This window comes from Bacillus mycoides, assembly GCF_001757995.1.
Taxonomy (GTDB): Bacteria; Bacillota; Bacilli; order Bacillales; family Bacillaceae_G; genus Bacillus_A; species Bacillus_A mycoides_B.
In genome coordinates this window covers 129,584-142,407 of sequence record NZ_LXLV01000023.1, presented here as the reverse complement: position 1 = coordinate 142,407, position 12,824 = coordinate 129,584, and the positions used below count along the sequence as shown (strand labels likewise).

Here is a 12,824-nt window from a genome sequence, read left to right as displayed (position 1 = left end):
GCTTTAATTTAAACCTACAAAGAAACAAGGAAAGTACCCAAATAGAGAAAAATACTATTCACATTCAGTTTCAAAACTCATTAACAAAAATAAAAGCTCCTAACATATTAGTCATATATAATATGTTAGGAGCTTGATATTTTAGGTTTTTTGTGGATTTAGGTCTTGATAACGTACACTAAGGGATAATCGGTTTTTTACTATTAATTTGTCTGCAGCAATCGAAGAAAGATAACTGAGGGGGGCTAAAAATTTATATGTATGGGTTGAGCTTTTTTGTACAGTAACATCATACATTTGTTACTACCTATATTAATCTAGTTGATAATATGAGCTACCAAAAACATCCTGCATGTTTGAAGCATACAGGATGTTTTTGGTCTTTGTTTTTTATCATAAATGCTCTTCACAAAAAAAGGTAGGTTTGTGTATAATAAGAACTAATGTTCTTTCTAGAAAGACACTAAACCTGAATTACACTCATATATCAAAAAGAAGAGGATTGATATACTATGAAAATTGATAGACCAAAAATTTCACCAGAGTTATCTTCAAGGAATTTTCAAGATATTTTTTATGAAGAAGATCCAACATTAGAAATGTGTGAAATTATAGACTCCACTTTCGAAAATGAATCTGTAGATAAAGTGCGCTTATATAATGCAGTAATAAAGAATTGTAAATTCACTAATACAGAGTTTAGCAATATTGATATCACAGATGTATGTTTTGAAAACTGCGATTTATCAAATGTTAATTTAAGCAATTCTTCTGTTCACAGAGTTGAATTTAAAAATAGTAAATTAATTGGAGTTAACTTTACAGAATCTAGCTTAGGAAATGTTAAATTTGAGAATTCAATTTTAAATTTAGCGGCATTTGGAAATTCTAAGCTAGAAAAAATTATATTTAATGCAACTTCATTAAATAATGCAGATTTTTTTGATTGTAAACTAAAAAAAGTTGAATTCCAATTATGTAGCCTTGACGAAGCTAATTTTGATCAAACATCACTGAAGGGGATAGATATTAGTTCTTCTAATTTTGATACACTTACAGTTTCAGTGAACGATTTAAGAGGATGTAAAGTATCAACATATCAAGCTGTTCAGTTCGCAACTTTATTGGGACTAGTGATTAAAGATTAGTATTTCCAAGGTAGCATAGAACTCTATCCCGAATCATGGACTTTTTTAAGTATCCACGATTCGAGGTAAAGTTCAAATAAATTAGTGCTTACCTTTTTTCTTATTATTTAACTACAACCTGATTTCCCTTTATATGTTCATTATTTTCGCTCATAAACTCTTCGATTTCCTCAACTTCTCTAATGATATCTTTTGACAAGTTTTCATACCCGTCTTTCGTTACAAGAATATCGTCTTCAATACGAATACCAATTGATTCTTCCTCGATGTAAAGACCCGGTTCTATCGTAATGACCATACCTTCTTCTAATACTCTATCTTTGTATGTACCTACATCATGCGTATCTAAACCAAGGAAGTGGCTCACACCATGATAATAATATTTAGATAGTTCCTCGTCTTCTTGAATTAAACCAATTGCTTTACACTCTTCTGCTAGTACTTTTTTTGTATGCTCATTTAATGCAGCGAATTTCAAACCTGGCTTAATAAGCTCCGTTGTTTCTTTCAATGCTTTTAACACGATATTATACATTTGCTTTTGGCGACTAGAGAATGTTCCGCTAGCTGGGAATGTGTAACTAATATCAGCGTTGTAATAGTCTTTTTGAGCACCTAAATCAAGCAGTACTAAATCGCCATTTTGAATTTGTGCATCATTGTCTTCATAATGAAGGACGGTAGCATTTTTCCCACTTGCCAAAATTGTATTGAACGCATGATGTTTAATTCCAGATGATTTCAATGTGAAATCAAAATGAGCTTCTAACTCATATTCCATCATATCTGCTTTTGCATGCTTCAGCACGTTATAAATACCCTCTTTAGTAACAGCAATCGCTTCTTTAATGATTTCAATTTCTTCCTCTGTTTTAAACACTCGTAATTCACAAATGTCCGGGTATACATTACCGATTGTAATGTGTGGATATTGTTCTCTTACATGTTTAGCAAACGCTAACGTTTTCGTCTCAGTACCGTTCCACTCACGAAGTTCCAAGTCTAAATTCACATGTTTCACATTTTCTACGAAAAGCGTATTCGTCATCGTCTTTTCAAAGCTATCTAAATACACAACTTTCTTTATACCTGATAATTTCTCTGCTTCTTCTTTAGAAACTGTTTTTCCAACCCACTTTTCAAGCACTGGATCTGATTTTTCAATGAAAAGAGTCTCTTCTACACTATTACCAAACTTTTTTAACATGAAAATAACATTTGGCTCATCGATTCCCGTTAAGTAGTAAAAATTTCGATTCGGTACAAATTTATAATGTGCATCGGCTGACATATGTGGCGCCTGTCCAGCAAATAAAATAGTAATAGATTCATCATGTAATGTTTTCGCTAATCGTTCTCTATTTTGAGAAAAAAATGTTGACTTCATAATAATCCCCCTTGCGTTCTATGTATGTTTTTCAAACTAATTATCCAATACAATTCATTCTATTATTGTTATAATTTTTCGTCAATTAATAGTGTTCATTTTGAAAATAAAACTTTCATTACCGGGTTTCTTACCACGCATATATGCGGGATAAAATCTTCATTACTATTCCACTTGAGATTATGCATACCACTCCACAATTTCTTGACATTTATTCCATATACTTAAAATCTCATACATATAGGAAAGGAGCCTACAAACGTGAAACATTACGTAGGACTAGCCATTACTTCATTATTTATAATTACAGGATGCTCTAATAATGTAGAAACACAACCAACAAAAAAAGAAACAGTTCAATCTCAGCCAAAAAATAAAGAAACAGCAAATACGATTCCGCAAAACTTCTATAAAGAAATTACATCTGGAAAAATCGAACACATTCATGGAATTGGTTATGCAGGAAATATGCCTGGGGTTTCTATCGCAACTCACAGTGGTATAAAAGTTTATCAAAATGGCAAATGGTTTGAAACTACGAATGAGCTACATGATTATATGGGATTTCAAGCAACAAAGAATGGATTTGTTGCCAGCGGTCATCCTGAACCAGGTGCAAATTTAAAAAATCCTTTAGGGTTAATGAAAAGTTCTGATGGCGGAAATACCCTTGAAAAGCTAGCCTTTTATGGAGAATCTGATTTTCATAACCTTGCTGTCGGATATAATACGGAAGCAATTTATTTATATAACGAGCGTCCAAATTCTAAATTACAACAAGGTTTTTATTTCAGTACGAACAGCGGACAAGAATGGAAAAATAGTAAGTTACAGGGGCTTTCAAGTACAATCCACTCCTTTTCAGTGCATCCGGATCAATCTAGTGTAGTCGCAGTAAGTGCTAAAGACGGCGTTTATTTATCTACAGATTACGGGAATACGTTTGAATTATTTTCTAAATCACTTGAATCAACCGCAGTTACATTAAGTAATGAAGATGTTGTTTATGCCTCTATTAATAAAGAAAACAAACAAATGATAACGAAGCAATCTATCGCTACAAATGAAGAGACAAACATACAAGCTCCATCTTTAGATCCTAAAGATAAAATTATGTATATATCACAAAACCCTCAAAATTCATCTAAAATGGTATTTGCTACAATGAAAACAAATGTGTTCCTTTCCACAGATGACGGTAAAACGTGGAAACAGATTACTAAAAATGGCACATTACAATTTAATTAGAAAGGTGAATATAACGTGTTTTCAACAATTAGCGAGTGGAGTTATCAACTCATGTCTCCTTTAATGGATGTCGCGAATGCTACGAAATCAATTCCTCTTTTATTTGCGTTTTTATTAGGCATAGTAGGTACCCTTGCTTCTTGCCAATTAACAGGAAACATTAGCGCTTGGACTATTAGTATGGGTGTTAGGAAAAGAAATTCAGCAAACATTAACTTTGTATTTCCCATGATTACGCAAACTAATCGGACCTTTATTAATTTTAATGGGGCTAATATTATCAGGCATGATAATAGGAAGAAATTTCTTCTCTACCCTCTTCCCTATCACATTTATACGAAAACAAAATGAAGTCAGCTCATTTTTGCTTAGGTTCTTCTTTTCGTTAGCTTTCTGCCCTACTATGTTTGTGCTATTTTTCGGAACATTAATACCACTCTCTTTAACATCTAATTACGGGTATTTTTATCCTACCTTTTTCTCTATAGGAACTGGTCTACCTATCGTTGTATTAATGTCCATCATCTCCTACCTAGGCTTAAATGGGACACTACTTAAAAAGAGCCGAAAAATAGGAAAAAATATTCAGCGTATAGCTGGTGTACTTCTCATTTTAATCGGACTTTATGATACCGCTCTATATTGGTAATACATACAAAAGGTAAGCTTCAGTGAAATGAGCTTACCTTTTGTATCATTTTATTCATTTTTCTTTTGTTGTAATTGCGCTAACAAATTCGTAACAAATGCGAGAAACAATGGATCTTTCTCTTTTTTAGGCGACCACTGCATAATGAGTTGTCGCGAGATTTTAATTTCTATCGGTTGCACGATAAAGTCATGAATGATTTGTTTATGAAGTCCTGATAACGGAACGATTGTTATACCGTTAACTTGTAAAGTAAGTGCTAATGCCGAGCTAATTGACTCTGACTCCATCACTTTATTAACTGTTATTTCATTTTTCATCAAATATGGTTCAAGTACTTCTTTACAACCAGAAAGTGGCATAATAAAAGGATAATTTTTCAACTCTTTACTAGTAAGGTTAGGTGGAATAGTCTTTGAAGAAACTATAACATAAGGATCTTCACCAATAACTTCATAGTGAAATCCTGGTATTAGATTTTCTTTTATAGAAATAGAAAAATCAGCACTTCCAGCAGACAGCCAATCTAAAACTTCTTGATAGCTTCCCTCTCTAACTGCAAGCACGTACTGACTTTGATTAATATTACCTAATTGGATACACTCCGCCAAACAATATACAGTAACGGAAGGATACGTAGCTAATACAATCTTATACAAACTTTTATTTTTCAATTGTAAAGCTGTTTCTTCAAGATTTTCATACTCCATTAGAAGTCGATCTACACAAACTAAAAATTCTTTTCCATTTTCAGTTAACATTGTTCCTTGTCTAGAGCGATCAAATAAAGTTAAAGCATATCGTTTCTCTAATTTGTTTATAATATGGGTTATTGCTGGTTGCGTCATATGTAATTCCTTAGCTGCTAAACTAATGCTGTTCAACCGAGCCACATTTTTAAAAACTTTAAAATCAAAAACGTTCATTCTGTTCTCCTTATATAAAAGATATTTATATCATCTATAAATAACCTTCATTATATTTATCAAACCACTTCCTATACACTAAGTATACATCATCAATTTTACAAAAAATAAAGCATATAAACATTAGAGGAGTGTTGATTAAATGAGTACTTACGTTTTAGTGCATGGAGCATGGCAAGGTGAATGGGCATGGGAATTAGTGAAACCTCAGCTAGAGGCTTTCGGACATACAGTTATTACACTAGACTTACCTGGAAGCGGGAAAGATGTAACTCCCTCACAAAATATCACGTTAGATTCCTATGTTGATGCAGTAACAGATGCGATACATCAACAAAATGAAAATGTTATTCTCGTTGGACATAGTATGGGTGGCATTGTTATTACACAAACAGCTGAATATATACCAAATAAAATCGATAAATTAGTTTATCTTTGCGCATTCTTACCACAAAACGGTGAAAGTCTTGGTAGTAAATTAAATGGAGAAACCGGACCACAATTCTCTATAAATGAGAATGACTTGACTGCAGAACTTATACCAGAGTTGATTGAACAAACATTTTTAAATGCTACAGAAGACGGTTCTATTAAAGGAGCATCTTTTAATCAAATGCGTCCTCAACCACTAGGACCGTTCCAACAAGAGCTAAAAATATCAGAAGAGAACTTTGGAACTGTAAATCGTATTTATATCGAAACAACTCTAGATAGAGCGATTCCGATTGATTTTCAGCGCCGAATGCATACAGAAACTTCTTGCACAAAAATAATTACTTTGGAAGCTGATCATTCACCATTCTTTTCTAAAACAACAGAACTTGTTAATCACTTACATGAATTAAGCTAAATCTTATATCTACCTTGTAGACACCCGCTTACTTTAATACGGGTGTCTACTTTTTTACACTTCTTGACATAGTCAAATAAAAAAGTTAAAATAACTATAAATTAGTAAGTAACTAATTTAAATTAAAATAAGAGGTGAACAAAATGCAAAACATTTTATTCCGTATTAACGAATTATCAAAAAAAGAAAGAACATCTGGATTAACTGTTGATGAAAAACAAGAGCAACAAATGTTAAGAATAAACTATATGAAAGTATTTCGTGGAAGTTTAGATTCCATTTTATTAAATACAAAAATTGTCGATTCAACTGGTATTAACGTTACACCAGTTGCATTACAAGATGCTCAAATTCGTTTGAAATTAAGCAAATGAAATCAAGGCTAAAAAAACAATCGTATAAAACATAAAAAGAGCCGGAATTCCTATTTAGAAATTTCAGCTCTTTTTATTGTCTTTTCTAATTTAGTAAACGAGCGATACATCGCAATTCTCCACGATACAATCATCGCAAAAGCGAGTAAGAAAAACATTCCACTTAATTGGGTTAAATCAATCGACTGACTTAAATATGATTTTAATGCTACCCGTACAGCTAATAAACCAACTAAAATAAATATGAACGCTTTTGACGGTTTCATATATATATGTTCGCCTCTTATTTCAAACTTAGTTGTTTTAATAAGAAATATAGAGAAAATAAGCCCGACAATAATTGCCTCTACTATTTCTAACGATGTTAACCGAAACTCTGGTAAGAAGTACATCGATGCGCCAGTACTCATAAAGATTGGCGGTAATATAATTTTCTTTTTCGATACCGGTTTTTTCGCTGACTTAAATCGAAGAAACATTACTCCAACGGCCATACAAACTGCTACGATACTTGATAAAAGTGCTACACTCATATTCTCCACTCCTATCTATTTAAAAGACTTTTTGAGCAAAATCATAAACCAAACAAGCCCGACACTTATAATGACATGAGCTAATCCAGCCATATGACTTAAACCGTTAAAGTCTGTTCCATTTACTTGTAAAATACCTCTAAATACCATTGTAGCGATTGTAAAAATTAATCCTATGTTATACATAACAAACCATAGACGAAAACTTTTTGTTTCACGGACATTAAATACTTTAAATAGAGCCAAAGCGACCAAAAAGAATACGAAGCCGAGCACTAATACGTGTGTATGCACTAATTGCAACATAGTGGATCCTTTAATTCCTTGTGCTTTTGTATACTCTCTTGCAAATACACCTGATAATAAACCAATAATTAAGTAAATGAATGCTGCATTATATAATTTCTTCATTATATTCCTCCTGCTGTAGAACGACAATTCATATTGTCATTTTCTTTATTCACTGCAATCATTTTACGCAAAGTTTATGAACGGAATATGAACAGAAGATTACATTGCAATTTTTATACATAAAAAAGCCCTTCCACAACTATGAGTTGCGGAAGAGCTTTTCACCTTATTTTAAATCTTCAATTGAGAAGGCGCCAGGCAGTAACTGTTCCACAGTCACTTCTTTTTCATCGCCTTTTACATTCGTTAGTAAAACTGGCATTTTCGGATTACAAAATTCAGCAATCACTTGTCTACAAGCACCACATGGTGAAATAGGTCCGTCCGTTTCGCCTGTAATGACTAAGTAACTAAAGTCGCGCTCACCTTCTGATACTGCTTTAAATATTGCTGTTCTTTCTGCACAGTTACATAAACCGTAAGAAGCGTTTTCTATATTACAACCAGTATAGATTTTACCTTCTTTCGTAACTAATGCTGCACCAACAGGAAATTTAGAATACGGAATATACGCTTTCGATAACATCTTATTTGCTTCTTCAATATATTTTTTCTTATCCATATTATTTCCTCCTCAAAATAAATGTAATATTGATTAGTCAGTAATAACTGTATGAACTAATTTAGGAGCCACTGCTGTTTCAGCGATAGAAATGTTCTCATAAATTTTTGCTTTTACATCTTCTACATTTTCGCGATTTGCATAAATCGTTACGAACGGCTCGCCTTCTTTTACTGCATCGCCAACTTTTTTACGTAACATTAAGCCTACTGCTAAATCGATTTCATCTTCTTTTGTCGCACGACCTGCACCAAGTAACATAGCTGCGATACCGATTTCATCTGCAACAATGTTTGAAATAACACCTGAAGTTTTTGCAGGTACATCAATTACATACTTCGCCTGTGGCATTTTTTCTGGATTGTCTACAATCGAGCTGTCTCCGCCTTGATTGCTTAAGAACTCTTTAAACTTCTCAGTTGCTTTTCCGTTTTTCATAACTTCAATTAACATTTCACGAGCTTCTTCTAATGTATTTGCTTTTTTCGCAAGTACAACCATTTGGCTACCTAATACAAGTACTAATTCTGTTAAATCTTCTGGACCTTCGCCTTTTAAAGTATCAATTGCTTCCTTCACTTCTAGAGCGTTACCAATTGCAAAACCAAGAGGTTGTGACATATCTGAAATTACTGCCATCGTTTGACGTCCAACATTATTTCCGATACGTACCATTGCATGAGCTAATTCTTTTGCATCTTCTTCGGTTTTCATAAATGCTCCAGCACCTGTTTTTACATCAAGTACGATTGCATCAGCACCAGCTGCAATTTTTTTACTCATAATTGAACTTGCGATTAAAGGAATTGAGTTTACTGTTCCTGTTACGTCACGCAATGCATAAATCTTTTTATCTGCAGGTGTTAAGTTTCCTGTTTGTCCGATAACAGCCACTTTATCACGGTTTACAATATCAATGAACTGTTCTTTCGTAATTTCAACGTGGAATCCTTCCACTGCTTCTAATTTATCAATTGTCCCGCCCGTATGTCCTAAGCCACGACCAGACATTTTTGCTACTGGTACATCTAAAGCAGCAACTAATGGTCCTAATACTAATGTTGTTGTATCACCAACACCGCCAGTTGAATGTTTATCTACTTTAATGCCCTCAATTGCTGATAAGTCGATTGTTTCTCCAGATTCAACCATTGCCATCGTTAAGTCTGCACGTTCACGATCTGTCATATCTTTAAAGAAGATTGCCATTGCAAGTGCACTCGCTTGATAATCAGGAATACTTCCATCTGTATATCCGTTAATAAAGAAGTTAATTTCTTCAGTCGTTAATTCTTTTCCATCACGTTTTTTCGCAATAATATCTACCATTCTCATTGTAATCACCATTCCTTTTTATATTATATGAATCTGTTAAAATAATAAGCCAACGATTGTTGCTGATAAGAAACTTACTAACGTTGCACCGAAAAGTAATTTCAAACCAAATCTTGCGACTACATTCCCTTGTTTTTCATTTAAGCTCTTAACTGCCCCAGCAATAATTCCAATTGAAGAGAAGTTTGCAAATGAAACTAAGAAGACAGATATAATCGCTGTCGTTCTATCTGAGAAATTAAAGTTTCCTTGTGCTAAATCTGTCATCGCAACAAATTCATTTGATACAAGTTTTGTCGCCATAATATTACCTGCGTTAACTGCTTCATGCCATGGAACACCCATAATGAATGCAAATGGTGCAAATACATAGCCAAGAATTTCTTGGAATGAGATACCGATTACACCTTTAAATACTGCATTAATAAAGGCGATAAGAGCAACGAAACCGATTAACATAGCTGCTACTGTAATCGCAACTTTAAATCCATCTATAATATATTCCCCTAATACTTCAAAGAAGGTCTTTTTCTCTTCTTCTTGTACTTCTAACATATCCTCTTCTTCTGTAACTTCATACGGGTTAATAATAGAAGCTATGATGAAGCCACCGAATAAGTTAAGCACTAAAGCGGTTACAACATATTGCGGTTTTAATAACACCATATATGATCCAACGATAGACATAGAAACAGTAGACATTGCAGATGCACATAATGTATACATTCTTTTCTCTGGTAATAATCCTAGTTGTTTCTTAACTGAAATAAACACTTCAGATTGTCCTAAAATCGCAGAAGCTACTGCGTTATATGATTCTAGTTTCCCCATTCCATTTACTTTACTTAATGCTAAACCGATAGATTTCACAATAATAGGTAATACTTTAATATGTTGCAAAATACCTATTAAAGCTGAAATAAATACGATTGGCATTAATACACTTAAAAAGAATGAAAACTCTTTTTGATTTACTAATCCACCAAATACGAAATTCACACCATCAGCGGCATATTTTAACAATTCACCAAAACCATCTGCTATTCCGCTAATTAATATATTCCCTACACTTGTATTTAATAATAAAAACCCCAAAATGAATTGTAATATAACCATCGTTATGATTGGACGATATTTGACTTTCTTTCTATTATTACTAGCAAGCCAAGCGATACCTAAAATCAATACGAGGCCAAAAACACCGATTAAGTATTTCATAAGCCGTCTCCTCCCATTCGTATCCGCTTACATCTTTTTCAATTGTTAAAGCAATAGATACACTTTATTTTAAACGTGTATCTATTGCTCTTGACTTCATTATTGATTAGTAGTTATCTGTAGCACCTTTTGCATCATTTAATACGATTGCAACACTAGCACTTGCTCCAACGCGAGAAGCTCCAGCAGCTACCATTTTATCTGCATCTTCACGTGTACGAACTCCACCAGATGCTTTTACACCAACGTTTGGTCCTACTGTTTTACGCATTAACGCGATATCTTCAGCAGTTGCTCCGCCAGTTGAGAATCCAGTTGAAGTTTTTACGAAATCAGCACCAGCTTTTACTGATAATTCACAAGCACGAACTTTTTCTTCGTCTGTTAGAAGGCAAGTTTCAATAATTACTTTTACAAGAGCTTTTCCTTTTGCTGCTTGTACTACTTCATAAATATCTTTTTCAACGAACTCATTGTCGCCATCTTTTAAAGCGCCTACATTGATTACCATATCAACTTCAGTTGCACCTTTTGCGATAGCATCTTTTGTTTCGAATGCTTTTGTTTCAGTAGTGCTTGCTCCTAATGGGAAACCGATTACAGTACAAACGTCTACATCATGTCCAGCTAATTCTTCAGCAGCTAGTTTTACCCATGTTGGATTAATACAAACTGAAGCAAATTTGTATTGCTTTGCCTCTTCGATTACTTTCATAACATCTTCTTTAGTAGAATTTGATTTTAAAATTGTATGATCAATTAATTTTGCAATGTTCATTATCTTCACTCCTCATATCTTTTAACAACTTCATTCTAACTCTTAGTTGAACAAATGTAAATATACTTTTGAAATTTTGTTCATTCTTTTTCGAAAGGTATTTTCTTTTAGTACATGAAGCACATTCTAACTAAGAAACAATTCATATATGAAATCAAAACTTTTATGTGAATAATGGTAGTATGTATCTCAATATCCATAATTATTTTTTAAAAAAGAAATTTTTTCCCAAGCAGGAACACCTTCATTCATACACAACTAAAATAAAAGGCTTTCTCAAAATTAATATTTTGAGAAAGCCTTTTATTTCTAACCTTTTTGATAATGTAACAATTCCTTCGCCGTATGCTGATCAATAATTAATACATTTGCATACCCGCCACGTAACGCACCATCAATTGCTTTTACTTTTCTATTACCACCTGCAACTAAAATAGAACGTTTCTTTAATTTAAGTTCCTCTAACTCAATTCCAATTGTACGCTTATTAATTTCTTCGCTACTAATATTTCCGTCTCCATCAAAGAAACGTGAACAAATGTCACCGACAGCTTGTTGTTTCAGAATGTTCGTTTCATCCTTATCTAAATATCCTAATCGGAATAATAACGCTTCATCACGCACTGTTCCAACAGTGAAAATTGCAATATTTGCTTGTTTCCCCATTTCAATAATGTGATGAATATGTCGATCCTGCTCTACTAACTCTTTTGTCACCGCATTATCAAATATAACTGGGAGCGGTAAATTTCTTGGTGTCGTTTGAAAAGCCTCTGCAAATAAAGCAATGGTCTCATTCGCATATGTATTTACACTCGAATGACTAATACCACCTTTTAACTGGACAACTTCTACACCTTTCACATGTTGCGGTACGATTTTCCTAGCGATTTCATACATCGTCATTCCCCAGCTTACACCGACGATATCACCGTTTTTCACTGTCTTTTCCATATACTCAGCTGCATATTTACTAATATACTCAGTAATCGTTGCATATTCTGGCACTGGAGAAAATACAACATGCGCCTCTAACAAGTTGTACTTTTCTTTAAGTAAGTTCCCAACGTTATCTAAATCAGCAAATGGATCCGCTATACTAATTTGAACAAATCCTTTTTCTTTCGCGTACTTTAATAATCTAGAGATTGTCGGTCTTGAGATATTTAATTTATTAGCAATTTCTTGCTGACTATAATCTGATTGATAATATAATCGTGCAACTTCAACGCTTAATTGTTGTTTATCTTTTTCCATAGTAACTTATTACAAACCCTTTCCTGTATTTTCCTTTCGTTACAAGCATTATACAGCTTTATGCAAGAAATTTCGACTACCGAATTTTATCCACCTAAACTTCTACTCAACTTAGTATATACAATGAAACTTTATTGTGTAGCTTCAT

13 protein-coding genes and 1 pseudogene are annotated in these 12,824 nt (G+C 33.4%); 5 read left to right on the top strand and 9 right to left on the bottom strand.

The features are described from left to right. Positions 1 to 512 precede the first annotated feature (512 nt). Positions 513 to 1,148: a pentapeptide repeat-containing protein gene (locus BWGOE10_RS08895; RefSeq protein ID WP_070141783.1), complete on the top strand. Its 636-nt coding sequence runs from the start codon at positions 513 to 515 to the stop codon at positions 1,146 to 1,148. Positions 1,149 to 1,251: 103 nt separating this feature from the next. Here BWGOE10_RS08895 and BWGOE10_RS08890 read toward each other — a convergent pair whose 3' ends face one another. Continuing rightward, positions 1,252 to 2,535 carry an aminopeptidase P family protein gene (locus BWGOE10_RS08890; RefSeq protein WP_070141781.1) on the bottom strand — a complete coding sequence of 428 codons (1,284 nt, stop codon included), beginning with the start codon at positions 2,533 to 2,535 and terminating at the stop codon, positions 1,252 to 1,254. 261 nt (positions 2,536 to 2,796) lie between these two features. Between BWGOE10_RS08890 and BWGOE10_RS08885 the strand changes: the two genes are divergently transcribed. Beyond that, positions 2,797 to 3,783 carry a F510_1955 family glycosylhydrolase gene (locus tag BWGOE10_RS08885; RefSeq protein WP_070141780.1) on the top strand — a complete coding sequence of 329 codons (987 nt, stop codon included), beginning with the start codon at positions 2,797 to 2,799 and terminating at the stop codon, positions 3,781 to 3,783. 15 nt (positions 3,784 to 3,798) lie between these two features. Next, positions 3,799 to 4,432: pseudogene (locus BWGOE10_RS33805) on the top strand (sulfite exporter TauE/SafE family protein). 50 nt (positions 4,433 to 4,482) lie between these two features. Here the strand turns inward: BWGOE10_RS33805 and BWGOE10_RS08875 are convergent. After that, positions 4,483 to 5,358, bottom strand: coding sequence for a LysR family transcriptional regulator (locus BWGOE10_RS08875; RefSeq protein WP_070141777.1), 876 nt, complete (start codon positions 5,356 to 5,358; stop codon positions 4,483 to 4,485). A gap of 142 nt (positions 5,359 to 5,500) precedes the next feature. Between BWGOE10_RS08875 and BWGOE10_RS08870 the strand changes: the two genes are divergently transcribed. Both BWGOE10_RS08870 and BWGOE10_RS08865 read left to right on the top strand, forming a co-directional pair. Beyond that, positions 5,501 to 6,208 carry an alpha/beta fold hydrolase gene (locus BWGOE10_RS08870; RefSeq protein WP_070141775.1) on the top strand — a complete coding sequence of 236 codons (708 nt, stop codon included), beginning with the start codon at positions 5,501 to 5,503 and terminating at the stop codon, positions 6,206 to 6,208. 143 nt (positions 6,209 to 6,351) lie between these two features. Then, the gene (locus BWGOE10_RS08865) at positions 6,352 to 6,582 is read left to right on the top strand and encodes a DUF896 domain-containing protein (protein WP_070141773.1); all 231 of its coding nucleotides are present in this window, start codon (positions 6,352 to 6,354) and stop codon (positions 6,580 to 6,582) included. Between the two features lie 50 nt (positions 6,583 to 6,632). Here the strand turns inward: BWGOE10_RS08865 and BWGOE10_RS08860 are convergent, their stop codons facing one another. From BWGOE10_RS08860 to BWGOE10_RS08830, 7 genes are all read right to left on the bottom strand, one after another. Further along, on the bottom strand, positions 6,633 to 7,115 hold the full coding sequence (locus BWGOE10_RS08860) for a CcdC family protein (RefSeq protein WP_070141771.1): 483 nt from the start codon (positions 7,113 to 7,115) through the stop codon (positions 6,633 to 6,635). 15 nt (positions 7,116 to 7,130) lie between these two features. Next, positions 7,131 to 7,526, bottom strand: coding sequence for a DUF2871 domain-containing protein (locus BWGOE10_RS08855; protein ID WP_070141769.1), 396 nt, complete (start codon positions 7,524 to 7,526; stop codon positions 7,131 to 7,133). A 166-nt stretch (positions 7,527 to 7,692) separates the two neighbouring features. Beyond that, the gene (locus BWGOE10_RS08850) at positions 7,693 to 8,088 is read right to left on the bottom strand and encodes a cytidine deaminase (RefSeq protein WP_002158324.1); all 396 of its coding nucleotides are present in this window, start codon (positions 8,086 to 8,088) and stop codon (positions 7,693 to 7,695) included. A gap of 33 nt (positions 8,089 to 8,121) precedes the next feature. After that, positions 8,122 to 9,423, bottom strand: coding sequence for a pyrimidine-nucleoside phosphorylase (locus tag BWGOE10_RS08845; protein ID WP_002165965.1), 1,302 nt, complete (start codon positions 9,421 to 9,423; stop codon positions 8,122 to 8,124). A gap of 36 nt (positions 9,424 to 9,459) precedes the next feature. Further along, positions 9,460 to 10,641: a NupC/NupG family nucleoside CNT transporter gene (locus tag BWGOE10_RS08840; protein ID WP_070141767.1), complete on the bottom strand. Its 1,182-nt coding sequence runs from the start codon at positions 10,639 to 10,641 to the stop codon at positions 9,460 to 9,462. Between the two features lie 106 nt (positions 10,642 to 10,747). Further along, positions 10,748 to 11,419 carry a deoxyribose-phosphate aldolase gene (gene deoC, locus BWGOE10_RS08835; RefSeq protein WP_070141765.1) on the bottom strand — a complete coding sequence of 224 codons (672 nt, stop codon included), beginning with the start codon at positions 11,417 to 11,419 and terminating at the stop codon, positions 10,748 to 10,750. Between the two features lie 309 nt (positions 11,420 to 11,728). Next, positions 11,729 to 12,676: a sugar-binding transcriptional regulator gene (locus tag BWGOE10_RS08830; RefSeq protein ID WP_070141763.1), complete on the bottom strand. Its 948-nt coding sequence runs from the start codon at positions 12,674 to 12,676 to the stop codon at positions 11,729 to 11,731. Positions 12,677 to 12,824 lie beyond the last annotated feature (148 nt).